The sequence below is a fragment of the Mucilaginibacter sp. genome (assembly GCF_035492695.1).
GTDB lineage: Bacteria > Bacteroidota > Bacteroidia > Sphingobacteriales > Sphingobacteriaceae > Mucilaginibacter.
In genome coordinates, this window is record NZ_DATJJC010000027.1 from 278,275 (window position 1) to 303,899 (window position 25,625).

At 46.6% G+C, this 25,625-nt stretch carries 26 protein-coding genes; 11 read left to right on the forward strand and 15 right to left on the reverse strand.

Annotation, left to right across the window (positions count from 1 at the left end; translation table 11 throughout):
* Nucleotides 1–624: 624 nt before the first annotated feature.
* Nucleotides 625–1,347, reverse strand: coding sequence for a leucine-rich repeat domain-containing protein (locus VL525_RS17550; protein WP_325388337.1), 723 nt, complete (start codon nucleotides 1,345–1,347; stop codon nucleotides 625–627).
* A gap of 559 nt (nucleotides 1,348–1,906) precedes the next feature.
* Nucleotides 1,907–2,560, reverse strand: coding sequence for an FISUMP domain-containing protein (locus tag VL525_RS17555; protein ID WP_325388338.1), 654 nt, complete (start codon nucleotides 2,558–2,560; stop codon nucleotides 1,907–1,909).
* A 681-nt stretch (nucleotides 2,561–3,241) separates the two neighbouring features.
* On the opposite strand from VL525_RS17555, the gene VL525_RS17560 reads away from it, so the two are divergent.
* The 6 genes from VL525_RS17560 to VL525_RS17585 all read left to right on the forward strand — a co-directional run bounded on the left by VL525_RS17560 (nucleotide 3,242) and on the right by VL525_RS17585 (nucleotide 7,084).
* Entirely contained in the window at nucleotides 3,242–3,664 is a 423-nt protein-coding gene (locus VL525_RS17560) for a DoxX family protein (RefSeq protein ID WP_325388339.1), read from the forward strand.
* Between the two features lie 202 nt (nucleotides 3,665–3,866).
* Entirely contained in the window at nucleotides 3,867–4,355 is a 489-nt protein-coding gene (locus tag VL525_RS17565; protein ID WP_325388340.1) for a hypothetical protein, read from the forward strand.
* A gap of 33 nt (nucleotides 4,356–4,388) precedes the next feature.
* Nucleotides 4,389–5,201, forward strand: a complete 813-nt coding sequence (locus VL525_RS17570) for an AraC family transcriptional regulator (protein WP_325388341.1) — start codon at nucleotides 4,389–4,391, stop codon at nucleotides 5,199–5,201.
* Between the two features lie 194 nt (nucleotides 5,202–5,395).
* Entirely contained in the window at nucleotides 5,396–6,163 is a 768-nt protein-coding gene (locus VL525_RS17575) for an isocitrate lyase/phosphoenolpyruvate mutase family protein (RefSeq protein ID WP_325388342.1), read from the forward strand.
* Between the two features lie 18 nt (nucleotides 6,164–6,181).
* A complete protein-coding gene (locus VL525_RS17580; protein WP_325388343.1) occupies nucleotides 6,182–6,562 on the forward strand; it encodes a YybH family protein in 381 nt (126 codons plus the stop codon).
* Between the two features lie 150 nt (nucleotides 6,563–6,712).
* Nucleotides 6,713–7,084, forward strand: coding sequence for an RNA-binding protein (locus tag VL525_RS17585; protein WP_325388344.1), 372 nt, complete (start codon nucleotides 6,713–6,715; stop codon nucleotides 7,082–7,084).
* A 35-nt stretch (nucleotides 7,085–7,119) separates the two neighbouring features.
* Here VL525_RS17585 and VL525_RS17590 read toward each other — a convergent pair whose 3' ends face one another.
* The 3 genes from VL525_RS17590 to VL525_RS17600 all read right to left on the reverse strand — a co-directional run bounded on the left by VL525_RS17590 (nucleotide 7,120) and on the right by VL525_RS17600 (nucleotide 10,217).
* Nucleotides 7,120–7,464, reverse strand: coding sequence for a hypothetical protein (locus tag VL525_RS17590; protein WP_325388345.1), 345 nt, complete (start codon nucleotides 7,462–7,464; stop codon nucleotides 7,120–7,122).
* 160 nt (nucleotides 7,465–7,624) lie between these two features.
* On the reverse strand, nucleotides 7,625–9,529 hold the full coding sequence (locus tag VL525_RS17595) for an alpha-amylase family glycosyl hydrolase (protein WP_325388346.1): 1,905 nt from the start codon (nucleotides 9,527–9,529) through the stop codon (nucleotides 7,625–7,627).
* 109 nt (nucleotides 9,530–9,638) lie between these two features.
* Nucleotides 9,639–10,217 (reverse strand): thymidine kinase, encoded by a 579-nt coding sequence (locus VL525_RS17600; protein WP_325388429.1) that lies wholly within the window; start codon nucleotides 10,215–10,217, stop codon nucleotides 9,639–9,641.
* A gap of 72 nt (nucleotides 10,218–10,289) precedes the next feature.
* On the opposite strand from VL525_RS17600, the gene VL525_RS17605 reads away from it, so the two are divergent.
* Nucleotides 10,290–11,282, forward strand: a complete 993-nt coding sequence (locus tag VL525_RS17605) for a hypothetical protein (protein ID WP_325388347.1) — start codon at nucleotides 10,290–10,292, stop codon at nucleotides 11,280–11,282.
* Between the two features lie 85 nt (nucleotides 11,283–11,367).
* Here the strand turns inward: VL525_RS17605 and rodA are convergent, their stop codons facing one another.
* The 6 genes from rodA to purH all read right to left on the reverse strand — a co-directional run bounded on the left by rodA (nucleotide 11,368) and on the right by purH (nucleotide 18,747).
* Nucleotides 11,368–12,639, reverse strand: coding sequence for a rod shape-determining protein RodA (rodA, locus tag VL525_RS17610; RefSeq protein ID WP_325388348.1), 1,272 nt, complete (start codon nucleotides 12,637–12,639; stop codon nucleotides 11,368–11,370).
* Nucleotides 12,629–14,638: a penicillin-binding protein 2 gene (gene mrdA, locus VL525_RS17615; protein WP_325388349.1), complete on the reverse strand. Its 2,010-nt coding sequence runs from the start codon at nucleotides 14,636–14,638 to the stop codon at nucleotides 12,629–12,631. The genes rodA and mrdA overlap by 11 nt, the downstream gene beginning before the upstream one ends.
* Nucleotides 14,635–15,153 (reverse strand): rod shape-determining protein MreD, encoded by a 519-nt coding sequence (locus tag VL525_RS17620; protein ID WP_325388350.1) that lies wholly within the window; start codon nucleotides 15,151–15,153, stop codon nucleotides 14,635–14,637. Before VL525_RS17620 ends, mrdA begins: the two co-directional genes overlap by 4 nt.
* Entirely contained in the window at nucleotides 15,146–15,979 is an 834-nt protein-coding gene (gene mreC / locus VL525_RS17625; RefSeq protein WP_325388351.1) for a rod shape-determining protein MreC, read from the reverse strand. Before mreC ends, VL525_RS17620 begins: the two co-directional genes overlap by 8 nt.
* 106 nt (nucleotides 15,980–16,085) lie before the next feature.
* On the reverse strand, nucleotides 16,086–17,108 hold the full coding sequence (locus VL525_RS17630) for a rod shape-determining protein (RefSeq protein ID WP_147034100.1): 1,023 nt from the start codon (nucleotides 17,106–17,108) through the stop codon (nucleotides 16,086–16,088).
* A 112-nt stretch (nucleotides 17,109–17,220) separates the two neighbouring features.
* Nucleotides 17,221–18,747, reverse strand: coding sequence for a bifunctional phosphoribosylaminoimidazolecarboxamide formyltransferase/IMP cyclohydrolase (gene purH, locus VL525_RS17635; protein ID WP_325388352.1), 1,527 nt, complete (start codon nucleotides 18,745–18,747; stop codon nucleotides 17,221–17,223).
* A gap of 164 nt (nucleotides 18,748–18,911) precedes the next feature.
* Here purH and VL525_RS17640 point away from each other — a divergent pair, with 164 nt between their 5' ends.
* Nucleotides 18,912–19,313 carry a hypothetical protein gene (locus VL525_RS17640; RefSeq protein WP_325388353.1) on the forward strand — a complete coding sequence of 134 codons (402 nt, stop codon included), beginning with the start codon at nucleotides 18,912–18,914 and terminating at the stop codon, nucleotides 19,311–19,313.
* A 42-nt stretch (nucleotides 19,314–19,355) separates the two neighbouring features.
* Here the strand turns inward: VL525_RS17640 and purN are convergent, their stop codons facing one another.
* Nucleotides 19,356–19,934 (reverse strand): phosphoribosylglycinamide formyltransferase, encoded by a 579-nt coding sequence (gene purN / locus VL525_RS17645; RefSeq protein WP_325388354.1) that lies wholly within the window; start codon nucleotides 19,932–19,934, stop codon nucleotides 19,356–19,358.
* A gap of 146 nt (nucleotides 19,935–20,080) precedes the next feature.
* Nucleotides 20,081–20,572, reverse strand: a complete 492-nt coding sequence (locus VL525_RS17650; protein ID WP_325388355.1) for a lipocalin family protein — start codon at nucleotides 20,570–20,572, stop codon at nucleotides 20,081–20,083.
* A gap of 262 nt (nucleotides 20,573–20,834) precedes the next feature.
* Between VL525_RS17650 and VL525_RS17655 the strand changes: the two genes are divergently transcribed.
* From VL525_RS17655 to VL525_RS17665, 3 genes are all read left to right on the forward strand, one after another.
* The gene (locus tag VL525_RS17655; RefSeq protein WP_325388356.1) at nucleotides 20,835–21,875 is read left to right on the forward strand and encodes an NAD(P)-dependent alcohol dehydrogenase; all 1,041 of its coding nucleotides are present in this window, start codon (nucleotides 20,835–20,837) and stop codon (nucleotides 21,873–21,875) included.
* A gap of 85 nt (nucleotides 21,876–21,960) precedes the next feature.
* Complete coding sequence (gene yiaK, locus VL525_RS17660; protein ID WP_325388357.1) at nucleotides 21,961–22,947, forward strand: 3-dehydro-L-gulonate 2-dehydrogenase; 987 nt, start codon at nucleotides 21,961–21,963, stop codon at nucleotides 22,945–22,947.
* Nucleotides 22,948–23,063: 116 nt separating this feature from the next.
* Nucleotides 23,064–24,023, forward strand: a complete 960-nt coding sequence (locus VL525_RS17665; RefSeq protein ID WP_325388358.1) for a hypothetical protein — start codon at nucleotides 23,064–23,066, stop codon at nucleotides 24,021–24,023.
* A 3-nt stretch (nucleotides 24,024–24,026) separates the two neighbouring features.
* On the opposite strand, the gene VL525_RS17670 is transcribed toward VL525_RS17665, so the two are convergent.
* Nucleotides 24,027–24,752 (reverse strand): RluA family pseudouridine synthase, encoded by a 726-nt coding sequence (locus tag VL525_RS17670; RefSeq protein ID WP_325388359.1) that lies wholly within the window; start codon nucleotides 24,750–24,752, stop codon nucleotides 24,027–24,029.
* Between the two features lie 57 nt (nucleotides 24,753–24,809).
* Nucleotides 24,810–25,625 (reverse strand): 3-methyl-2-oxobutanoate hydroxymethyltransferase, encoded by an 816-nt coding sequence (gene panB / locus VL525_RS17675; RefSeq protein ID WP_325388360.1) that lies wholly within the window; start codon nucleotides 25,623–25,625, stop codon nucleotides 24,810–24,812.

The window sequence follows — 25,625 nt, forward strand, 5'->3', positions numbered from 1 at the left end:
CTGATAATCAGAGTCTCCAATTTTCGAAAACACTAAAAAGTGCCCCATTTTTAACATTTTCGTGAACACCTGTTTACTATCTTGCTGATAATTAGTAATATAGATAATCGTACCAGCGGCTATTTGGTACCGCTTTTTTACACCAAATTCCAAAAAAGTCAACAAAAGCCAGGAAAAGCCAACTTTAGCCCGTTTTAGTCCAAATACCGTTGCCGCATCAGAAAACAATTGACGTAACCTTTCGAGGGTGTTTTTCTAAATTCCGTACACTAAGTGGAGTGAGTCGGGAGTCTTGAGTCGGGAGTCCGGAGTCAGTGACGGTTTGCATATGGGTACCACTACCAATTAAGAATAGGGCGCCAGGGCGGGCCAGAAAGCCTGTCCCGATGGGTATCGGGATCATACGCCTTTATGGCCTTATGCGCGGGCCGGTATACATTGCTGTCCCCGGCGCAACTTTTACCCTATTTGTCATTGCGAGCGTAGCGAAGCAATCTCGTCGCTACGCGCAGCGTTTTATCTGAACTATGATTTATGATTAAAGGCAACTATGATTATGTTGTTGCTGTTGCCGCGAGCCGGCTATATTCTCGACACTTTGAACGAGTGTGGTGGACATTGTTGTTAGTGTATTTCACAATCTGGCAACAATTCCTTTAGTTTTTTAATTTTAGATTCATTAATCGGATTGTTCGTCAAATCAATTGTTTTTAAATGGTTTTTAATGCTTTGAGGGGCTTCAAAGTCAGAAATATTATTGTGATATAAATAAGCATATTCTAAATCCTTCATTTCAAAAATTTCAGAAGGTATTTTAGTTAGCTGATTATTGTCTAACAAGATCTTTTTTAAATGCGTTAATTTTATAACAGCTTTAGGAAGATCGGTAAATTTGTTCATAGATAAATTAAGATATTCTAATCTAGTTTCTGTGATTGGATGATCTATAGAAAAAGTACTAATAGAATTTCCCCATAAGTCTAATTCTTTCAAAGAAGGTAGATAAAAAACAAATTCCGAAACCTCATTAAGCTTATTACCGCGAAGGATTAATATTTGAAGATTTGTTAGCTTTTGAACCCAAGATGGAATTTGTTCGATGCTATTATTTGTTAAATCAAGCTCAATAAGGTTTTTGAATTCCAATATTTCAACCGGAAAGATTTTTATCCCTATTAATATTAAATGCCTGACTTTTTCCGGGTGAATTTTAGCTTTCTCAATTGAATAATAAGTTCCCTCAGGTGTTAGATTCGATTTTAAAAAGTCGTCCACTCCTTTGTTTTGGGCCATTGATATGTGACTCGTTATTATAAAAAAAGCTATCAATAATATCTTATTTTTCATGTCTTTTTCTGTTATCTAAGCCATTTGTAAGAACTATCCCTAGGTACTACACCCGGAGCTCATGGCTATTTTAGCTTCAGTTTTTAGCAGAATGAGGCTGAAAGCTTTTGGGACAGTAACCCACCCGTTATACGGCGCTAAACTCGCCGGAGTCTGATAGATTCATCAGAGTATTTCAAAACCAGAGAGTTATAATCTTCTTTATTAGCTTGTTCTAACCTATTTAGGAATACGCCTGACAGTTCGATTATCATATATCCTCTTAAGTAATCATAATTCTTAATTATAGCGTTTGGCCCCTCTATTTCGTTTTTTGAACATATTCCATCAATGTAAGCAAATAACTCGTTCTCGTCCTTGGTTTTGAATTTCATGTCACAAGTTCGCCAAAAGGTGTCACAATATCTCAATAACGAGGAAATGTTTCTATATTTTTTCTGGAATGAAAGATCACCCACCCGGTTTAAGTATTTCCGCAGGGGCGTAACGGCGTAGCCATCTTGAGCACCTTAAAAACATGCTACTGCGACAAAATTTAAAAAGTAAAACAAGGAGAATCTTAAAGATCTTTTACAAGTCGTAAATTAAAAGCCCGAGTCAAAGGGTCGTTGTTTAAACCAATAAACTCAAAATCAGGGTCGAACTGAAAACTATACTGCACTATACCATCTGTAACTACTGTGTTTGAAGTAACAAAATAGGAAAATTGACTGTCTTGTCCTACCGGATTGCCGTTTTGTATAATAACATAAGGCGTTTGGACAATATTAAACCCTGAAGTGTTAGTTCCCTGATGTTGCACGTTGCCATTATCATCATCCCAATGTTTGGTACCGATAAGCATAACTGGATTCTGAATGTAATAATCGCCATAAGCATCAATGTCAGCCGGGCCAGCAAAGTTGCTCAACATTTTGTTAAAATCTGCTATGGAAGGCACCCGCCATCCGGCTGGCAATGTTAATGCATTTGCCTGGCTTTGTGTATAAAAATAACCGTCGTAACTGTAATTGGGGTAAACCAAATGATAACCCCCAGGTCCGGCATAATTAATAGCAATCCATACTTGCGTTCCGATTGTATCTGTTGGATATTCTGTGCCGTTAATAACTACACCTTTTATAGAAATTTGCGCTTGTGGCTGAACACTACTTTTTCCGCAAGATGCTAAAATGACACCTAAAAAAAGCAACAACTGATAACGTAATTTCATTCGCGCGAGGCTTTATCCGAAACTAATTTATAAAAAGATTGCGAATAATGTGATTGTATCTCATTTTAATTTCAGTTTCCAACTGAATAAAACTGGAAGCTTTAATTCTTTGGCTAAAGCCATAAGTCCGCTTCTAATCTCCCGCCCCCATAAATGGGACGACAATGAATTTATCGGCTTCATTGCCGTTGGCTTCAGCCAACGGTATTAAGGATAATGGTAAAGTGGCTTTAGCCAAAATTGACATCCTGCCGGGAACTCCGCCATAACAATATCTTGTTGAATTCTGTTAATTCTTTAATTCTGTAAACGGCGTAGCCCTCTTGAGCACCCTTAAAAATAAACAACCCGCGAAAAATTCTGGTTCAGACAATTGCGTTAGAGACAATAGTACCTGCCTGCCCCGCATGCAGGGATACCGGCCACGAGCCTAACGCCCGTGTAGTATGAGCATATGGCGCGACCCGAGGCACGAGGGTAACGCCCATTAAATTATCCTGCCCTCACCGCACGGAGTGCTGCATTTACTGCGAACATTTAAGAGCGCTTCGCTGAACTCTTAAACGAGTTGGGGGCATAAAAAGAATTTACATTTCCGTTTACAATTTTTTACAATTGGTTTGCCCCTCTTTACAAACCGCCGGAGTAGTTTAGCCTGAATTATTTACCAAACAACGATCCATGCTTAAACAATTGCTTAGTTCCGAAGGGTTTTATAAAAACCTTTTGGTCATCATCAGGGCCATCAGCGGCATCATCATAGCCAAATACGGGCTCGAGGTTTTTAAAGCCAATAGCATGCAGGGTAATTTTGACTGGCTGACCGACCTCCACATGCCGGCACCTCACTTTATGGCCTACCTGGGTAAATTAACCGAACTGGTGGGCGGCGCCCTACTGGCGATAGGGCTTTTTACACGATTGGTAACCATACCATTGATCATCAATATGGGTGTGATCATATTTTTTATGGGCAAGGGCAATATCTGGGGCGACGAACAATTGCCTTTCCTTTTATTACTACTTTTCGCCGTTTTCTTCTTCACCGGGGCAGGTAAGTGGAGCGTGGACCATTGGCTGTTCGACAGGAAAAATAAAAGCTAAGGCAGATTTTCAGTTGGCAGATTTTCAGTTGGCTCCGTAGGAGTCCCGATGGGACAGTTGATAGTTTGCAGTCGGCAGCATCGCCGCCATTCAATAATTCAATAATTCAATAATTCAATAATTCAATATCCCCCCCAGTTCCGATTCGTACAATTTCCGCTTTCATAGTACCGGTATTTTTGTGATATAAATTAAACAGATCATGAAAAAGACAACACTATTGACAGCCGTCCTGCTTACTGCGGGCATATTAAGTTCGGGCCTGGGTTACGCACAGCGGGCCAAAAACAACCAGGCGCTGGAGGAGGCAAAAAAAGCCATTGCCGCCAGTAATGCTATTTATTTTGACGCGTTCAAAAAAGGCGATTCGTCCATATTCATTAACCGCTACGCCAAAGATTGCTGGATAATGCCGCCTAATGCACCGGCCAGTTGTGGTGCGGATGCGCCGCTGAAATTTTATAAAATAGCGTATGATAAAATAGGTTTGAGGAACGGCAAATTCATCACCGTTGATGTATATGGCGACGCAAAGGAGTACGTTACCGAGATCGGTTTCTGGCAGTCGTTTGACGCTAACAATAAAATGTTTGATAATGGCAAGTTCCTGGTGCTGTGGAAGAAAACACCGCAGGGCTGGAAAATGTACCGCGACTCGTTCAGCAGTGATAATAGGCAGTCGAACCTGTAAAAATTGTAAAACCGAAACTGTAAGTTTGTAATAATGGACCTGGAGTATTTTCAACCATCAGATATTTTAAAGCCTTACGTTAAGCATTATTATCTTTTCGTATCAGCCGAGGATACAGAGTTCGAGGACACCGTGTTCCCGAGCGGGGATATGGAAATGATCTTCAACCTGGGCGACGGCGTGTGGGAAGCATCACTGGGCGAAAAATACGTACGCACGCCAAAAATTGAATTGTGGGGCCAGGTAACCCAACCCCTCGCCATACGGTCGAAGGGCAAACATGTCATGCTGGGCGTAAAGTTCTTTACCCATTCGGCAGCCTACTTTTTAAATGATGAGATCGGCGTATTCAACGACCTGGTTTCTGATCTCGCCGACATCCTGGGCGGCCCGATAAAAATGCTGTACGCCCAACTGCTGGAAGCAAAGGACATTACCAAACGGATAGACCTGATCGAAACCTTCCTGATCAAAAAACTGATCAGCAGCGAAAAAAGATCATTCAAAATAGATAAGGTGGGCGACATCCTCAGCAGCCTGAAACAGAAGCCCGGCGAAACCAGCCTCGACCGTATTGCTACCACGCACGGCATCACGCCGCGTTACCTGCATAAACTCATTTACCAAAACACGGGCCTGTCGCCAACGGCATTCAATAAGATACTCCGCTTCCAGTACAGCCTGAAGCTGATCGCCAAAAACGATCAGCCTTTCACCTCCATCGCTTACGAAAGCGGCTACTTCGACCAGTCACATTTTATCCGCGACTTTAAGTTGTTTACGGGCATTACCCCCTCCGCCTATATGGATAACCTGACCCCGGTTAACCAGCTTTTGTTTCAATAACACCCCAACTGTTCCGATACGTACAATTTTGGCCCCAACGGGCGCAATACCTTTGTTTTAATAAAACGGCGTTCCGGATAAGCTAAGGTTGAAAGTCAAAGTCCTCTCCTTTGGAGAGGATTTAGGTGAGGCTGATACAGAAGCGAATACCGAACTCACACCATTATTAATCAGCAAAATAAAAAACAAATTGTATGAGCTTATTTAAAACATTTTTGAAACTGCACCAGGGCCCGGAGCCACTGGTGCTGGGCAACACCTGGGACGTAAAAAGCGCGCAGGTATTTGAAGCCGCAGGATACAGGGCCATCGGCATATCAAGCCAGGCGCTGTCAACCACCTTCGGCTATAACGATGGCGAGAACCTCTCCTTCGGCCTGGTATTACAGGTAGCAAAAAGAGTAGTCGAAACAGTGAATATTCCTTTTACCGTCGATATGGAAGCTGGCTACAGCCGCAGCATTGATGGCATCAGGGAAAATATCAGCAAACTGCACGACGCGGGAGTCGTGGGTGTCAATATCGAGGATACTATCCCAGGTGTAACACGCACTTTGCAGTCGGTCGTTGATTTCCAAAGGACCCTCGAAGCCATCGCCGGCCACATCAGCCGCAACAACCTCGGGATCTTCCTGAATGTGCGCACCGACGGTTTCCTGCTGGGCCTGCCTAATGCGCTGGAAGAGACCCTCGCCCGTATCAAAGCCTATGAAAACACCGGCGTTAACGGCATTTTCACCCCCTGCATTACCGCCGTGGACGATATCCGCCAGGTAGTAAATGCAACGTCGCTCCCCATCAATGTGATGTGCATGCCTCAGCTCCCCGGCTTTGACGAGTTGGCGGCATTAGGTGTAAAACGCATCAGCATGGGGCCATTCCTGGCTAATAAAGTTTATGAAAACGCAGCCCGGCTGGCAACCGCTGTCATCAGTGATAAGAACTTCAAATCCATTATTTAACTATAAAAATCAATCAAAATGAACTTACCAAAAAGAGCGGAAGACGCTCATGCAAACCTGGCAGCAGCCTTTAACACCGGCGACGTAGCCACTGTAATGAACATGTACGACACCACAGGTATCATCGTACCAGAACCCGGCAAGCCGGTATCCGGTCATGCTAAATTCGAGGAATCCATTAAAGCCATCCTGTCCATCAAAGGTAAAATGGAAATTAAAACCGTGTATTGCATGCAGGCCGGCGACATCGCCCTGGGCCGGTCGGAATGGAGCATCACCGACGGCGATGAAGTAAAGATCAGCGCCAATGGTATCGAAGTGATGAAGCAGCAAGCCGACGGCATCTGGAAGATCGTCATCGACCAGGCTTTCGGCGCCGAGGCGAATTTAGTAGCCTGAAGATCGTTATCGCGATCAGAAGCCCTGCGGATATATCCACAGGGCTTTTTTTATGAAATATTGCCTAAAACAGCCCCTTAAAAATGAACTATTAATTAAGATTACCATGTTACAAACTTTTGCTTTACTTTAGCAGAGTAATCTACACTCATGGTAAAACTTTTTGTCAGCGGGTTTCCGCTGGATATGGACGAAATAGAACTGGTAAAAATGTTCAGTCTGCACGGCGATGTGAAGACGATAAAGCTGGTGAAGGATAAAAAGACCCGTGTCTGTAAAGGCTACGGCTTTATCGAGATGGCTGATATGGCTGCCGCCGAGAACGTAATAGCAGCCCTTAACGGCGAACCTATGGGCGACCGCAAGCTTACCATCAACATTCGCCCCGATGAACCTGAGGCTCCTGCTGCTCCGCCCAAGCGTCCATTCGTCCCAACCGAACGGTTTTCGCCAAGGGTGTACCAGCAGGTTACCAAACCCGGCGACCCGGTAAAGAAAAAACGCCCGAGAAGGCCCATGTAAGCCGGCTATTGTTGTCCCGCCTTGCTTAACTGCCCTTAATCTACCCAAACAGTGATCTGTCTCGTCGAATTATCCTCCGAAAAAAGGATGCGACAGGCGGGCAAGTGATATTCCCTGAGGGTTTTCAGGCCGGTTTTTAAAGCTTCCAGCAAGTGTTTTCTTCGCTCAGGCGGTGTATTATCGTCTCCGTACTCGACAGCCATGCCCCAGGGGCACAGCAGGCGCGAACCGGGTATAACGATGTTATGATGTTCGCCGGCTGCAGGATATATATAAAGCCAAAAAGCCGGGTCTGGATAAGACGCCGGCTTTTTTTCCGTTTCGCGCGATAGCGGAAACAACGGATATTGTTCCGATATATCAGTGATCTGATCTCTCATGATGGTTAGTCTTTGTCAACATTTACTACTAAGACTACCAATGCCCCAAATAGTTTACTAAAAGTTACTAACGTTCAGGGAGTTATCCACATTGATAAGGCGAAAGGATTCCTGCGCCGAATGGCAACCTTTCGCCTTTGTCCTTTCACCTTTGACCTGCTTAATGGAGCGCCGTGGTGCTGTACACATGGTACTCGCCCGGTGCCAGGGTCATAGACATGGGCAGGGCAGTTACGTTAAATGTCGCGCCTGTAAAATTATCGATATACGTCCCCACCGCAGGGAAAGGCACATTGGCTGTTTGGCTGGTAACGCCAAAATTACCCACCACTTCCACGTTATTATCGGTTCCTATCAACTGGATATATTTAACCGTACTGCTAAGGCCATAATGAAAATTTGTGGTGGTGAATACCGCATTGTTGATTTTCCATTTGATCATTTTGGCGTAAGTAGCATACAGGTGGTGACGGTCGGCATCGGCCATATATTCCCAGTGGGGCGGTTTATCGCTCAGGCGGCCGCCAAAATTATTGATACTGAAATCATAACCCCGCTCGCCGAATTGCCAAACCATTTTCGGCCCTGGCGAAGAAAACATAAAGGCAGCGCCCATTTCATCGCGCTTTAGGCCGGTGGCCAGGTCCTTAATACTGTAACTGCCGCTCGCGTTGCCATACATCCCGTTTTTATATTGCAGGCGCTCCTCATCGTGGCTCTCAAAATAAGTTACCAGTGCATAAGGATTGGTAAAGCCCATCTGGTCATAAAATATCCCCGAAAAATCCCACGAACCGCCTGCATCGTTATAGCTCATTAAGGCCTGTTCGGCAGGGCCCGAAAGGTTTTGCCAGGTCATCATACCCTGGTTAGCCAATTCCGATTCTTCCTGCGGGCTTGCAAAGTCCTCCAAAATAACGTACAGCTTGGGGTCGAGGCTCAGCATGTAGCTGTTGTAATCTTTCCAGATAGCCACCCGGCTGGCATCGTACTGCCCCCACAGGTTAACATCGCTGCCGCTGTTAAATTGGGTGAACCCTTTAGCCAGGTCGAACCGGAACCCGTCGACATGGTATTCCTGTATCCACCACTTGAGCACATTTTTGACAAAGGTTTTGGTCGCCGCGCTTTCATGATTGAACTGGAAGCCTACATTGTAAGGATGCGTTGGGTTGGTATTATACCAGGGGTTAGCGGACGATGGCGCGGTGCCGTTCCAATACATCTGCACCATTGGCGATGAGCCGAATGAATGGTTAAGCACGATGTCCTGCACCACCGCGATACCTTTGCTATGGCAGGCATCTATCAGGGCTTTCAGGTCGTTTTTTGTGCCATAGTATTTATCCGGCGCAAAATAGAAATTGGGGTTATATCCCCACGAATCATTGCCTTCAAACTCATTTACCGGCATCAGTTCGATGGCATTGACGCCCAGGTTTTTGAAGTAGTTAAGGGTGTCTTTTATAGTTTTATAATCGTGCGTCGCTACAAAATCGCGAACCAACAGTTCATAGATCACCAGGTTTTTCGGATCGGGGCGGGTGAACGAAGTGTTAGTCCAGCTATAAGTTGGCTGGCTGTACCAGAAAGTGCTCACAATGCCAGTTGCCCCCGAAGGATACGCCTTCAGGTTTGGATATACCGTTGTCGGTATGTTTTTATCATTATCCGGGTCGAGTACTTTTTCGGTATATGGGTCGGCTACTTTAATGGTTCCGTCTATCACATACTGGTAAGCATATTCCCTGGATGGATCAAGATTGTCCACCTGCACCCACCAGCGGTTCCCGTCTTTTGAATTTTTCATGGCGGTGGCTGCCCATCCGTTAAACTCCCCAACCACCGAAACGCTTTTCTTCTTAGGCGCGTACAGGTTAAAAATAACCGATTTGCCCGCGTTGATAAAGGTAACCCCATCGGTTGAACCGGCCGGCGGATCGACGCCGTTCTGGTTTCCGGTAACGTTCCCGGAACTGTCGCCGTTTTTAGGCGACTTCTTGCATGCAGTACCGCCGATTAGCAGTACAACCATCAGTAGCAGGTATAAATTTCTAAATTTCATCTTTTACTTGTCTATAAAATTGGCTTCTAAATTTAAACTGAATTTTTGATTAAATGATAAAAACCCCTGAAATAAAATTATTCCCGAAAGTGCTGAATGAATAAAAACGTTAGATAGCAAGATTGTAGCAAGCCCGGCACCGGGGCTCATAACTTTCCTTTTCGCCTAATAATACAGTTGCCTCGTTGGATACAAGACGGTAGGAGTAAAGCGCCGGGTTACCGCAGCGCACACATACTGCATGTACCTTGGTTACCGATTCGGCAATGGCCATCAATTGCGGCATTGGGCCAAAAGGTTTCCCTTTAAAATCCATATCCAGCCCGGCAACTATCACGCGCACGCCGCGGTTGGCTAGTATGTTGCAAACGTTCGGCAGTTCGTCGTCGAAAAATTGGGCCTCGTCAACGCCTACCACCTGCACATCGCTGCCTAACAGCAATATGGATGACGAGTTTTCAACCGGGGTTGATTGGATATAGTTGGCGTTATGTGATACAACGGCCGTTTCGTCGAACCGGGTATCGGTGCGCGGTTTAAATATCTCAACGCTTAAACGGGCAATTTGTGCACGCCTCAGCCGGCGTATCAGCTCCTCGGTTTTCCCCGAAAACATCGACCCGCAAATAACCTCGATGCTGCCGCCCAGTTCACTTCTTCGCCTAAAAACATCCTCGGTGTACAGCATGCTCAACTCATTTATAGCGGGCAAATATCATAATTTAATCCTACTTTTGATAAGGATTTTCGATACACTGCCATGAAGCAACAGGAAGTTTTTAAAAAGATAGGCACCATATTAAAGGAACTAAACGACCAATATGAATACCTGGGAAGTGCGGATAACCAGCTGAACGACCTCGAACTTGAACTATTTGTCGCCAACGCGCATTTCCTTGCCGACCACTCCTCGGTACTCCGCAAACTCAACATCCAGAATACGGTTACCCCGCCCGTGCCCGTTAAGGACGAAACACCCAAAACGGAAGAGAAATTTTTCGAGCCGGTAGTTCAGCAAGCTAAACCGGCGCCTGAGCCCGAAATTGCCGATGAGCCTGCCACCGTTGAAACAACAAGCCAGGTTGATGATAATCCCGTACCGCATATCGACCTGTCGGCCAACGGCGCTGATGACGATTTTTCTTACCTGCGGCCCGAACCCGAAGTGATCAAACACGAGCTGGTGCTGGATGAGTCGGAAAATTGGGAAGATGAAGACGACACCGGTTTCGAGATCGAAGAGGCCGCCGAAATTGAAGAAGAACCCGCGCAAGCAACCGCTGCAAACAAACCGGAACCTGTACAAGAACCAGAGCCGGTAAAACAACCCGAACCAATAAAAGAAGAGCCTGTGGTGGAAACGCCAAAACCGGCCCCCTCTGTTGAATTGCAAATGGCGAAGGCGCCGGTTGAAGTAAAAGCCGAAACAGCAGCCGATGAAAAACTGACCATCAACCAGATGATATCGGCCCAGCTCAATAAAACGGCAAAGGTGGCCGAACAACTGCATGCCCCAGCCATTACCGACCTGAAACAGGCCATCAACCTGAATGATAAACTGCTTTATATCAAGGATCTTTTCAACGGGTATAACCTGGCCTATAGCGAAGCTATCGACATTTTGAACAGGTTTTCGACGTTCGCGGAAGCGGAGGACTTCCTGAAAACGAATTACGCTGCCAAGAACGGTTGGGACACCAAAGAAACTACCGTTGAAAAGTTTTATGCGTTGCTGAGGAGAAGGTATTCGTAGAATCAGTTGGCAGTTTATAGTGGGCAGTTGGCAGATTTTTGCTAAACTATCTTCTAAAAATTGCAAACCGCCAACTGCGAACTTCCTAAATAATCCCCATCCTGTTCGAATCCAGTTTGATGAGGATGAACAGCATCACGGTAAAGCTAAGTAACGACGAGCCCCCGTAACTGATCAAAGGTAACGGTATACCGATAGAAGGCACGATACCGATGGTCATACCGATATTGATGATGACGTGGAAAAAGATAACCGAAGCCACGCCGTAAGCATATATTCTTGAAAAAGGCGACCGCTGCCGTTCGGCCATACGGATAATGCGCAGCACCATAAAAAGATACAGGCCCAATACCACAACAGAACCGGCAAAACCCCATTCCTCGCCTACCGTACAAAAGATAAAGTCTGTTCCTTGTTCCGGTACAAAGGAGTATTTGGTTTGTGTACCTTTCATATAACCGCGGCCCCACATTTTGCCTGAACCGATGGCAATTTTGGACTGATTGACATTGTACCCTTTTCCCTTTGGGTCGCTGGTTATACCAAGCACAATATCGATACGCACTTTCTGGTGCGGCTTAAGGACTTTGGTGTACAAAAAATTAACGCTAAAGACAAAGGCAATACATATACCGGCGCCAATAGCGATAACTTTCATCAGCTTCCGGTTGCGGCGGGTAACCAGGATGATCAATGCCGCTATACCCACCAGTATACCCGAAAGCAGCATGGTATTGTTCAATTTCAGCGTTAATACAAACAAGGCGATGAACAGTCCTTCCAGTATTAAAAAATAGGGCGACAAGCCTTCGCGGTATAGTACAAATATGAGCGAGCTGAAAACAAGCGTCGAGCCGGCGTCCGGCTGTAGCATGATCAGAAGCATTGGGAAACCGATAATAGCGCCTGCAACCAGGAACGACCTGGTGTCCGTTACTTTGATATTGGTGCCGCTAAGATACCTCGCCAGCAACAGGCAGGTGGTCAGTTTGGCAAATTCGGAGGGCTGCAGCCGAAAACCCCCGCCAAGCGATATCCACGCCTGGTTGCCGCCCACATTGCGCCCGACGACGAGAACCAGCATTAGCATTAACACCGTAATGCAATAAAAGAAAGGCGACAACGCGCTAAAGAACCTGCTTTCGAGCAGCAAAATAACGATGCCAACGGTAATACCAATGATGATATAGATCAGTTGCTTGCCATAATCGGTGCTCAGGTCGAGAAAGCCCGGGTGTTTGTCATCAAATACTGCCGAATGAATGTTGAGCAGGCCAATGGCGCACAGGGCCAGGTAAAGGAAAACCATAAGCCAGTCTACATTAAAGAAAAAGCTGCGCTGCTGGTTAGTGCTCATCTTCCTCCTTTTTTGGCAGTACTGCAGCCAAATGCGGCTTGGATTGCTTTTTATCCTTTTTGGGCAGCGTGTCCCTGCCCTGTCTCTTCCGGTCCGATGTATCGATACCCATCTTATTTAAGGTATCTTTCGGTACCGGCTTCGATTTGAGCTTTTGCTGATAAGTGCTCAAATCAGGCAGGCGGTTTGCATCCATAAAATACTGGGGGGTAATACCTGAAGGCCGTGTGGAAATACTGTCCCTCAGGTATTTTTCAACAATAAAGCTGGCGATCGGCGCTGCCCAACTGGCGCCCTGACCGGAATTTTCGACGATAACGGCAACCGCTATTTTGGGATTGTCACGCGGCGCAAATGCGACAAAAACCGAGTGGGCCTCGCCGTGACTGTTATCCGCCGTACCTGTTTTACCACACATCACAATACCCGGTATTTTCGATGCGGCTGCAGTGCCATTCTCAACTACGGCCTGCATACCATCGATAACCGGCTCAAAATATTGTGAATCTATCCCTACATAATTTTTTTGTGTGTATTCATCCTTTATAATGTTTTTGTCGCCAATACCTTTTATCAGGTGCGGTCTATAGTAAAATCCGTGATTAGCTATCGTGCACTCAATATTGGCCAGTTGTAACGGTGTTGCCAATAATTCACCCTGTCCTATCCCCAGTGAAATAACCGTGCTCGACCGCCAACCGCCTTTATGGTATATTTTGTCGTAATACGATGCCTTTGGCAAATTCCCTCTCGCTTCGCTGGGCATATCCAGGTCCAATCTCCCCCCAAGGCCAAACTTGCTTACATTATTCCTCCAGATGTTAAAGGTAGAATCGGTGTTTTTCCAGCCGTAACGGTTTACCAGTTTTTCAAATACCATGAAAAAATAACCGTTACAGGATTCGGCCACGGCTTTAGCCAGGTCTACCGTTCCATGTGCTTCGCTGTGATAACATTTGATATGCCGGTTACCCGATACATAATATCCCGGACAAAAATACGTGGTTTGAGGTGTTATCAGCCCCTCCTGTTCCGCAATCAGGGCGTCTATAGGCTTAAACGACGAACCCGGCGGATAAGCCGCCTGTATGGGCCTGCTGAAAAACGGTTTATATGGATCTTTGTATAATTCAGCGGCGTTATTGCCCCGGTCGTGGCCAACCATCAGGTTAGGGTCGTAAGTGGGGCTGCTTACATAACACAATATCTCGCCCGTCGAAGGTTCAATAGCCACAATACTGCCTACCTTGTTTTTCATCAGCTCCTCGCCCAGTTTTTGTATGCGTATGTCCAGCGACGATGTCAGGCGCTCGCCAGCTACTGCAGCTGTATCATAAGCGCCGCCGGCGTAAACACCTTTTGCCCTGTTGTGCGAGTCGTACATCAGGTTTTGGACACCGCGTTTTCCACGCAGTACCTTCTCGTACGACCGTTCGACACCCGTAACGCCAATAAAGTCACCCGGATGATAATACCCGCCTGATTTTTTTATATCATTATCATGAACCTCGCCAATAAAACCAAGGAACTGAGCCGCGGTCGAATCGGGGTAAGTACGTAAATAGCGGGGCGAAAAGTTAAAGCCCGGAAACTCGGACAGCCTCTCCTGGATTGCCGCGAAATCCTCCGGGGTCAGTTGTTTATCAAATACCGACTGCTGGTTGCGCGAGTACTTAACGGCTTTGGCAAACCGTTTATTAAATTCAGCGGTATCAATGTCCAGCAGTTTGCAAAACTCTGTGGTGTCAAATGGCTTTACCTGGCTGGGCGTTACCATAATATCGTAAAAAGCCTGGTTTTGCACAAGTATTTTGCCGTTACGGTCAAGTATCGGGCCGCGCGCGGGATTCACATAAACGCGTCGCAAAACGTTGCCCTGGGCATACAGCAGGTACCTGTCGTCGATGATCTGGAGGTAAAACAGGCGGCCGAGCAGTGTGAGTATCAGTACAATAAAAATCCCGGAAATGATGTATCGCCGCCCGAAAAACTTGTTCATTTACGCTCTTTCCTTCTGAAAAATAAAAACCCCGTTAACAGCATCAAAAATACGGTAAATATCGAACTCAAAACAAACCGGCTAAGTGTGTAAGATACTTCTGAGAGGCGAAAAACTTCGAGGTTGAAAAGGAAAAAGTGGTGGAATAAGGTTAAAATCAAAGCATAGGTGAAGAACCAGCGGATACCCATATTGCTTAGGGTTGGTTCGGGCTCATTATCAAAACCGTCTTTCTGAACCGTTATGCTGATAAATAAGATCCGCACAAAGGCAAGCAGCACGCACGATGCGGCGTGCAGTCCCGGCGTGTCGTAAAAGGCATCGATAGTAATGCCTATGAGGAAGGCAAGCGCGAACAGTAAAACATTCGGTGTCTCAAACGGCAGCAGCAAAATAAACATGATGTACAGGTACGGTGTCGAAAGATTGTACAGGGTGACATTCTTCAGCAAAAAAACCTGCAAAAAAACCAATACGATAAACCTAACCAGGTTAATTAAGATCGTTCTACTCATCTTTCTTTTCCTGCGCCTCCAGCCCCGCTTGTTCTTCTGCGTATTTATTTACTACCACGTTAACGTAATGCAGCCGGCTGTAATCAACCGAAAGCGCCAGCTCCATATTGAGGGTGTATCCTCCCGCCCGGCTGTGCAGGTTGGTCACCTTTCCGATCATGATACCGGCAGGAAAAAGCGAATATTGGGAGGTAAGCACCGCTTCGCCTATTTTTGGCTGCGCGTTGTTGGATACATCCTTCAGGATACCTTTGTGCGGGTCCATATCGTCGCTCCACTCCACATACCCTATTTCTTTATCCTTCGCCAGCATGGCGCTGAAACGGGAATCCTTATGCAGCATCGATTGCACCACCGACAGGTGCTCGCCCACAAAAACCACCTTTCCTACCAGTCCCGAGCTACAGATAACCCCCATGCCCTTAGTCACGCCCTGCCGGCTGCCACGGTCGATAGTAAGGTAATTATTGCTGCGGTTAATGGAGTTGTTGATCACTTTCGCTTCGATGTAGGTGTACTGCTGTTTAAAAACGGTGTCTTCCACCTTATGCTTTGCAACCGTATCGGTATAAAATGCAGTTTTAAGCTGCCCACGCAGCCGGGCATTTTCGCGGGCAAGGCTATCGCTTACTTCTTTCAGCGACAGATAATCTTTCACGCCGTTAACCTGGGTATATAAAGCTCCAGTTACCTGCGATGTAGAATTGATAAAAGTAGCTTTTTGGAACGAGTTGTATTTGATATAAATGACCAGGGAGATGATCTCGAATATGAGAAATAAAAAGAATGCGTTGTACTTGGTGATAAAAATCAGGAGGTTACGCATGTTGGTGAATTGTCAATGGTGAATGGTGAGTGGTTGCTTCGGCTAGTTGAAAGTTATTATTTTCACCAACAACATCTCACCATTCACCACTCACTGCTCACCCAAATTATTGCATTAAGAATTTAAAATTACCGATATTTTTCAGCGCTGTGCCTGTACCGCGCACAACGGCGCGAAGTGGGTCTTCTGCAACGTGAACCGGTAGTTTGGTTTTGGCAGCCACACGTTTATCCAAGCCGCGAAGCAATGCACCGCCTCCTGTCAGGTATATACCGGTTTGGTAAATATCCGCCGAAAGTTCGGGCGGCGTAATTTCCAGCGCCTTCAGGATAGCTTCCTCAATTTTGGAGATCGACTTATCCAGGCAATGCGCAATTTCGGTGTACGATACCATAATCTGCTTCGGTACACCGGTCATCAGGTCGCGCCCCTGCACGGCGAAGTCGCCCGGAGGATCTGAAATTTCGGGCAATGCCGCACCCACTTCAATTTTTATCTTTTCGGCAGTACGGTCGCCTATCATGATGTTATGCTGGCGGCGGATATATTGCACAATGTCTGAATCGAAATTATCACCCGCAACGCGGATAGACTGGTCGCAAACGATACCCGATAAAGCGATAACCGCGATCTCGGTAGTACCACCGCCGATATCGATGATCATGTTACCCATAGGCTCCTCTACGTCGATACCGATACCCACGGCGGCTGCCATCGGTTCGTGTATCAGGTAAACCTCTTTAGCGCCTGCTATCTCGGCCGAGTCGCGCACAGCACGCTTTTCCACCTCGGTAATTCCCGAAGGGATGCAGATCACCATACGCAGCGACGGGAAAAACCAGCCCTTGCCTTTGTTGATCATTTTTATCATGCCGCGTATCATGTGCTCGGCCGCATTAAAGTCGGCAATTACACCGTCTTTCAGCGGGCGTACAGTGCGTATATTCTCATGGGTCTTGCCCTCCATCTGCATGGCCTGCCTCCCTATGGCTATCACCTTATTCGTCGTCCGGTCAAAAGCAACAATGGACGGCTCGTCCACCACTACCTTGTCGTTATGTATGATGAGGGTATTCGCGGTGCCTAAGTCAATGGCAATTTCCTGCGTGAAAAAATTAAATAAACCCATGTTTTGTTACTTCGAAAATTTATCTGCTAAGTTGAAAAAAATTATACGTAATAGTATTAACAGTTGTTATTAAAAGCGAATAAAAATTCAACTTATTGCCCTTAACTTTTAATTAATGTTTGAAATGACGTACCCCGGTCATTACCATAGCGATACCTTTTTGATTGGCCATATCTATCGAGTCCTGGTCCTTAACCGAACCGCCCGGCTGCAATACTGCGGTGATGCCCGCCTCAGCCGCCAGTTCGACACAATCATTGAACGGGAAGAATGCATCGGATGCCATCACAGCGCCTTTTAGGTCGAAGCCGAAGCTTTCGGCCTTAATTACAGCCTGTTTCAACGAGTCGACCCTGGAGGTCTGGCCAACGCCGCTTGCCATCAGCTGGCCGTTTTTTGCAAAAACTATGGTGTTGGATTTGGTATGTTTTACCACTTTATTGGCGAAGTAAAGATCCTTTAATTCGTGTTCTGTCGGCTGCTTATCGGTCACCGGCCTCATTTGATCCGGCCCTTCAACAGTCATATCCTTATCTTGCTCTATCACGCCGTTCAAAAGGGTTTTGAATTGCTTTACAGGTAATTCAACAGGCTGGCGGACCAATATAATACGGTTCTTCTTTCCCTGGAATATCCGGACGGCTTCGTCAGTGTAAGCCGGCGCTATCAATACCTCAAAAAACAACTTATTGATCTCAGTTGCAGTCTCCGCATCGATCTCTCCGTTGGCGATAATTACCCCGCCGAAAGCCGATACCGGGTCGCATGCCAAAGCGTCGATCCAGGCCTCTTTGATAAACGAACGGCTGGCTATGCCGCAGGCATTCGTATGTTTTAAAATTGCGATGGTAGGCTCGGTAAATTCATCTATCAAGGCTACTGCCGCATCCACATCTACCAAATTATTATAGGAAAGCTCCTTGCCGTTCAGTTTGGTAAACATCGCATCCAGGTTCCCGTAGAAAACACCCTTCTGGTGCGGGTTTTCGCCATAACGTAAAACGCTGCTGGTTTGTATGCTTTGTTTAAAAACCGGCATTTGTTCGTCTTGACTAAAGTATTCAAATATGGCCGTATCGTAATGCGATGTGATGTTGAAAGCCCGTTGTGCAAAAGATTTGCGTTGTTCAATAGCGGTCTCCCCGTTCTGCGTTTTTAAAATTTCGGCCAGTTCGGTATAATCATCTTTCGACGCAACAATAACGACGTCTTTAAAATTCTTTGCTGCCGCCCGGATAAGTGATATGCCGCCAATATCTATCTTTTCGATCACATCGTCTTGTCCGGCACCTGATTTTACTGTTTCTTCAAAAGGATAAAGGTCTACGATCACGAGGTCGATCTCCGGTATATCGTATTGCGCCATCTGCTGCTGATCGCCCTCAAAATTCCGGCGACCGAGAATGCCGCCAAATACCTTGGGATGCAATGTTTTTACGCGCCCGCCAAGTATAGATGGGTATGATGTCAGGTCCTCCACAGCTATCACTTCGGCACCCAAACTGCGGATAAAAGTTTCCGTTCCGCCGGTCGAATATATCTTTACTCCAAGGCGGTGTAATTCGTGGATGATCGGTTCAAGATTGTCTTTGTAATAGACTGAAATTAAGGCATTCTTTATTTGCACGGGCTGACTCATGGGCACACTGTTTTTTGAGCCGCAAAGGTAGTAATTTGAGATCAGAGATTAGAGATAAGGGTTTAGTTTTTTTAGGTATTGATCAAGAAAAATTTTAGATAACTTTAACACCGTGTCGCGTAACGGGTACCGCTCCTCGTATTAACTAAAAACCGGTCCGGAATATGAAAAAATTAACCGCCTTATTAACCATCGCTATCGCTGTGCAGCTTTGCTCGTGCAAAAAGAATGACCATCTTGTTACTACCCATATCAAAAAAGTCAATGTTTCGTTATACGGCGACTGGAAGTTTATCGGCAACTATTTAAGCGCCGGTGGCCCGCAATATTTTGTACCGGCGGCGGCCCAAACACAAGCAACTTTTAATACGGATGGCAGTTTATCGGGAACGTCATTCCCAAACTTTGACCATTACACCCTTGTAGACAGCGTGACCATTAAGCTAACCGGCACAGGCACTGATTACGGAACTTTCATCTATAAGATCAATGAGGATACGCTGAAGATGTCGCCGATAGCGCCCAGTATGTGTATCGAAGGATGTTCTGTTGTATTTGTGAAGTGAAGAAGCACCGGCTTTCTATTATCTGACTTCAGACCTCTTATTTCAGCTCTTCATCTTTTTCAGCAAACTCTCGATCACCCTTGGGAAATGCTGGTGTTCCAGCTGCTGCCCTTTAAATTTGATCATTTCCAGGTTATCGCCGGGCTCGATCTTGAAGCGGGATTGATGGAGTATCTCGCCTTCGTCAAATTTTTCGTTCACAAAATGAATGGTAATGCCCGATTCTTCTTCTTTGGCCTCCAGCACGGCTTTGTGCACATGATCGCCATACATGCCTTTGCCGCCGTACTTGGGTAACAGGGCCGGGTGCAGGTTAATGATTTTATTAGGAAATGCTTTAAGCAGGTTTGCAGGTACCAGCCACAGGAAACCCGCCAGTACAACCAGGTCGACCTGCAGATTCTTGAGCAGGCGAATGATCCCGTCTGTCTCGTAAAATTCGTGCCGTGAAAAAATATGTGAAGGTATCTCGAAGTTGTCGGCCCGTTGCAAAACGTAAGCCTGCGGATTGTTGGTTAGTATCAGAACAACCTCTGCTTCGGAACTGCGCTTAAAATGCTCCATTATCTTTTGAGCATTTGAACCGGAACCAGAAGCAAAAATCGCAATCCTTTTTTTCATTAATCTTTCTTGTTAACTGCAATAAACTGCAAAACAAGGTTTTTTGTTCGCAAACTTAATTTGTTTATACGACAGGAAGCGTTAAAACGTTCTCCCAGGCGCCATACCGACCCAAAGATAATGGTTTACCGTTTTTAATCAACAAGTTATTGCGTTTTTACCCTAACAAAACCATAACGGGTTATCTGTCTTTTAGCATCTGCAGGATAAAAAGTGGACAGGCTGCCTGTACGCAGCACCAGCGAGTACTGGCCCAGGTTTAAAATTTGCGCCACTTTAAAAGGCACTATCGTTGTACCCGCAGAGTCGCATGCCATATCGCAGTTCAAACTAAGCTTGTCCTTTGAAAACGACCAGTGCCCGGTAGATACTGGCTGCGAATTACAGGAATAATTAGTAAATGTGCACGAGCCATCGCCGTTAAAAGTAAATGTCTGGTCGAGCTCGCAGGCTGTGTAAAGCGTATCGGTTGTCAGTAACGTATCACCTGAAAAATGCGCCACCTGCACCGAAGCCAGCTGCCATTTACCGGTTGTTAAGAGCGTTGGCAGGTAATCGGCTGTCTTTTTGCACGAATTAGAGATAAACCCGACGAACAGGGCCCCGGACAAAAACAACAGCAGCAGTTTATTTCTCATGGAATTAATATCGCCAAAAATAGGAAATCCGGCCCAATAGCCGCATCATCCTATATAACTTTTAAAATGCGGGTTTAGTGTGGGTTACCTTACCTAAATACTCTTCAACAAAAAGGGTTTCATAAGAATAGAACTTAAGCCTTTTAAGCCCTCTCTGCCGGAGAGCGGTTTGAGTGAGGCTAATTTATAATATGTTTATTTAATTACAATTGTTTTGCCGCCAGACTATTAAGTTTGCTGTAAACTAAAACTCCGAAAACTTATGATACCAGCAAAAGGATACGCAGCGCCACAGGCGAACATCCCTTTAGAACCTTTTAAATTTGAACGCCGCGAGGTGGGTCCGCATGATGTGCAGATCGAAATATTATATTGCGGCGTTTGCCACTCCGACATTCACCAGGCACGTGACGAATGGGGAGGATCCATTTTCCCGATGGTGCCGGGGCACGAAATTGTGGGCACTATTACCAAAGTTGGTGACCAGGTAACGAAGTTTAAAGTGGGCGAAACGGCGGGCGTTGGCTGTTTTGTCGATTCATGCCGGCATTGCTCCAGCTGCCTTGCCGGACTGGAACAATATTGCGATGTAGGCATGGTTGCCACCTATAATGGTCGAGATAAAGAAGGAAACCCTACCTATGGCGGCTATTCGAACCAGGTAGTGGTTGACGAGAATTACACCTTGCATATTTCCGAAAAATTGCCGCTGGCAGGAGTTGCACCATTGCTTTGCGCAGGCATTACTACTTATTCGCCCATTATGGAATGGGGAATGGGCAAAGGGCACAAAGTGGGTGTCGTGGGTCTGGGTGGTTTAGGCCATATGGCGGTAAAACTGGCCGTATCAAAAGGCGCCGAGGTTACCGTACTAAGCACTTCTCCTTCCAAAAAGGCAGATGCTGAAAGATTAGGCGCTCACCATTTTGTAGTGACGAGGGATGCTGATCAGATGACAGCTACCGCCGGAACCCTTGATTTCATCATCAATACTATATCGGCACAGCACGAATATAACGATTACCTGCCCTTGCTTAAGCTTGATGGCACTATGGTACTGGTTGGAGTGCCGCCGGCAGCTCCATCGGTTGCAGCTTTTAACCTGATCATGAAGCGCAGGCGCCTGGCAGGCTCATTGATAGGTGGCATTAAAGAAACACAGGAAATGCTGGACTATTGCGCCGAGCATAATATCGTATCGGACGTTGAAGTGATCAATATAGATTACATCAACGAAGCCTATGAACGTATGCTGAAGAATGATGTGCGATATAGGTTTGTGATCGATATGGCTTCTTTGTAGTCGAAAGGCTTAAGTCACTAGTCCAAAGTCAAATTAACTTGGCGCTAATGACTCCAGACTTGTTACTTTAGATTTAGGACTTCAAATGACCATTCCATTCGAAAAAATTAAGGCCGAATTTAAACGCGTGTTGCTTTCATTGAACTTTAGCGACAGCAAAGCTGATGAATGCGCACAGATATTCGCCGAAAACAGCCGCGACGGGGTGCATACCCACGGGCTCAATCGTTTTCCGACTTTCGTTCAGTATGTAAAAGACGGCTACGTTGTTCCGGATGCTGAACCAACCAAAGAAGGCGGTTTTGGCAGCCTGGAACAATGGAACGGAAATTTGGGCCCCGGCATGCTGAACGCACGCTTTTGTATGGACAGGGCTATCGGATTGGCAACGGAGAGCGGCATCGGCTGCGTCGCCATAAAAAACACTAACCATTGGATGCGCGGCGGCACCTACGGCTGGCAAGCGGCCGATGCCGGTATGATAGGGCTATGCTTTACCAATACCATTGCCAATATGCCTCCCTGGGGCGGGATCGACCCCCGGCTCGGGAATAACCCGCTTATCATCGCTGTTCCGCGTAAAAATGGCCATGTAGTGCTGGATATGGCCATATCGCAATATTCTATAGGTAAGCTTAATTTTTATAAATCTAAAGGCGAACAACTTCCCTTACCCGGAGGGTACGATACTGACGGCAAACTTAGCACCGACCCTACCGCTATTCTCGAATCGGGCCGGGTTTTGCCAGTAGGCTTCTGGAAAGGATCGGGTTTGTCCCTCGTGCTCGATCTCCTGGCAACTGTGCTTAGCCAGGGGCGACCGACCGCAGCCATAACCAATGGCGGACCCGAGTCAGGCGTTTCGCAGGTTTTTATCGCGATCAAACCGACCGGGGCACAAACAGAAAGCCTTGTCGAAGAAATAATAGCTTACTCCAAAAGCAGTCGACCCGAAAAAGAGGGCGCCGCTATTTACTATCCCGGCGAAAACACTTTGAGAACGCGGGAAAAAAGCTTGATGGAAGGCGTTTGGGTGGATGAGAAGATTTGGGAGAAAGTGAAGAATCTTTAAACCATTCCGTTTACTAAATATTCCTGCGAAGCTATTGAATATTACTACCCCGTGGTTGAATTGATTCTTCCAGCCACCCGTAATTCAAAACCTTTGATAGATCAGCAACTATCATTATGAAGGTTTACACGATAATATTCCCGATTCTTCTGTTACCTATATTGGTGCATGGCACAACTTACATAACGCCAACCTTAGGAGATACCACCGCGAAAGCAAAACCGCAGGTCGTTATGTTCGCGCCGGGAATACTCCCAGGCACAACGAACGTGGTTGCCGCCCCCGCTTTTTCGCCCGACGGGAAATCGGTTTATTTCGGGCAGACGGAAGACAAGAAGGGCATTACGATTGTCGCTTCTTATTTTAAAGATGGTAGGTGGACGAGCCCGGTTTTAGCCCCTTTTTCGGGCACTTATGCAAACCTCGAACCTGCGTTCGACCCTCGTGGGAAATACCTGATCTTCGCCTCAAGCCGCCCCGAAACTGCCAACGGCCCTCTGCTCGATGGAAACTGGAACGGGCACGCCTATCCCGGGCATGGAGGTAACCTATGGAAGACTAATTCAACTAAAACGGGGTGGAGCGAACCGCAGCGTTTACCCGATGTCGTCAATAAAAATGGCTCCGTATTCAGTCCGGCTTTAACCCACGACGGCAGCTTGTATTTTATGCGGGCCGATAGCGGCGGCCTGTTTCACATCTACCGGTCGCAATTGAAGGGAGGCCAGTATCAAACCCCGGTACGCGCTTCTTTTTGCCTGGACAAGTTTGGAGATTTTGATCCTGCTGTAGCTCCGGATGAATCGTTTCTTATCTTCTCATCACCCCGACCACCTGCACCTGCCAAAACTTCCGACCTGTTTATTGTCTTCCACACAGCTACCGGATGGAGCGACCCTATCGACCTGCGCGAAGCTGTTTCAGATAAGGTTTTTGGCGTCGAGGCTCGCCTTTCTCCTGATCTGAAAACCCTTTATTTTAGCAATCAAATGAATAAAGACGGCACCAAAGTGCCAACTGAGAATTATATCTGGCAGGTGGATATAAGCGGCTTATTGAAGGCACACGGATTATAAAGCCTATTCTACTAAGTGCTCAAACTTGTCCCAAAAACCATCCTTCGGCAAAGGGGCAACAATCTCCACCGGTTCCTTTTTGATCGGGTGAATAAAGCGTAGCCTGCGTGCATGCAGGCAAATGCTTTTGCGGAGGCTGCCACGCGGGTAACCATATTTATTATCGCCAACTATAGGGCAACCCAGGGTGGATAATTGTACCCGTATCTGGTGCGGGCGGCCGGTTATGGGATTTACTTCTATTAAATAATAACCTTCCAGTTCACCCGCCAGCCGGTAATTCAGCTCCGAGCGCTGCCCGTCGGGCACCATCTGGTCATAAGCCCGGGTAACGTTTTTCTGCGGATTTTTTAGCAGCCAGTGCACCAGGTTGCCTTCAGGCGGCTCCGGCCGTTTACGCACTACTGCGTAATACGTTTTTTGCATCTCGCGGTTTTTGAAAAGCAGGTTAATACGGTCGAGCGCCTTGCTGGTTTTGGCGAAAAGGATAACCCCGCTTACTGGCCTGTCCAGCCGGTGAACTACACCCAGGAATGCGCCATTGGGCTTTTTGTACTTTCGGGCAATGTATTTCTTTACCTTTTCATCCAGCGGTTCGTCGTTGGTTTCATCCACCTGTACAATATCACCGGCCCTTTTGTTGATCGCGATCAGGTGATTATCCTCGTACAGGATATCATCATCCGTAATATCCCGGTCGACATACTTAATATTAACTCTTGCGCACATAGGTAAGGCGTATGGTTATAGATAGAGGCTTCATATGCACATCTGCATATCGGCACATTAATACTGCTCTTTATCGTTAGGAAAACTTTTGGCTTTCACGTCATCGATATAAGCTTTAAACGCAGAATTCATCACATTGTTCAGATCGGCGTACTGTCGCAGGAACCTCGGCTTAAAACCTTTATTAATGCCCAGCATATCGTGTACCACCAGCACCTGCCCGTCGCAATGCTTGCCGGCGCCTATGCCAATGGTAGGGATATGAATGCTTTCGGTTACTTCCTTAGCCAGTTGGGCGGGTATCTTCTCCAGCACGATGCCAAAGCAGCCCAGTTCTTCCAGTTTTAGGGCGTCTTCGCGCAGCTTTTGTGCTTCGGCCTCTTCTTTGGCCCTGACAGTATAAGTACCGAACTTATAGATCGATTGCGGCGTCAATCCCAAATGCCCCATAACCGGTATGCCCGCAGCCAGAATGCGGGTGATCGATTCGGCTATCTCAACGCCGCCTTCCATCTTAACACTGTGCGCGCCCGCCTCCTTCATGATCCGGATGGCCGAATTCAGCGCCTCTTTCGAATTACCCTGGTATGAACCGAATGGCAGATCGACCACAACCAGCGCCCGTTTGGCAGCCCGTACAACCGATGAGGCATGGTAGATCATTTGGTCGAGTGTGATAGGCAGTGTTGTCTCGTGACCAGCCATTACATTCGAGGCCGAATCGCCTACCAGGATGATATCCATCCCGGCCTCGTCCACAATCGTGGCCATCGAAAAGTCGTATGCAGTAAGCATGGCTATTTTTTCGCCGCGCTTTTTCATTTCCTGCAGGCTATTAGTGGTAACCCGTTTAACCTCTTTATTAACAGACAT